This window comes from Nocardia sp. NRRL WC-3656, from assembly GCF_000720265.1.
Lineage (GTDB): Bacteria > Actinomycetota > Actinomycetes > Mycobacteriales > Mycobacteriaceae > Nocardia > Nocardia nova.
In genome coordinates, this window is the sequence record NZ_JOJF01000116.1 from 1 (window position 1) to 428 (window position 428).

The 428-nt window shown below is 60.3% G+C and carries 1 pseudogene; it reads left to right on the top strand.

The features are described 5' to 3' along the window. Nucleotides 1–428: pseudogene (locus tag IG65_RS35555) on the top strand (DNA-directed RNA polymerase subunit beta); the annotation flags it as partial.

Genomic DNA, 428 nt, shown 5'->3' on the forward strand with positions numbered 1-428 from the left:
GACGGCGAGACCATGGTCGACGCCAACGGTAAGTCGGTGTTGTTCGATGGTCGTTCGGGTGAGCCGTTCCCGTATCCGGTGGCGGTGGGGTACATGTACATCCTGAAGCTGCATCACTTGGTGGACGACAAGATTCACGCGCGGTCGACGGGTCCGTACTCGATGATCACTCAGCAGCCGCTCGGTGGTAAGGCGCAGTTCGGTGGTCAGCGTTTCGGTGAGATGGAGTGCTGGGCCATGCAGGCCTACGGCGCGGCCTACACGTTGCAGGAGCTGCTGACGATCAAGTCCGACGACGTGGTCGGTCGTGTGAAGGTGTACGAGGCGATCGTCAAGGGCGAGAACATTCCCGAGCCGGGTATCCCGGAATCGTTCAAGGTTCTGCTCAAGGAACTGCAGTCGCTGTGCCTCAACGTCGAAGTGCTGTC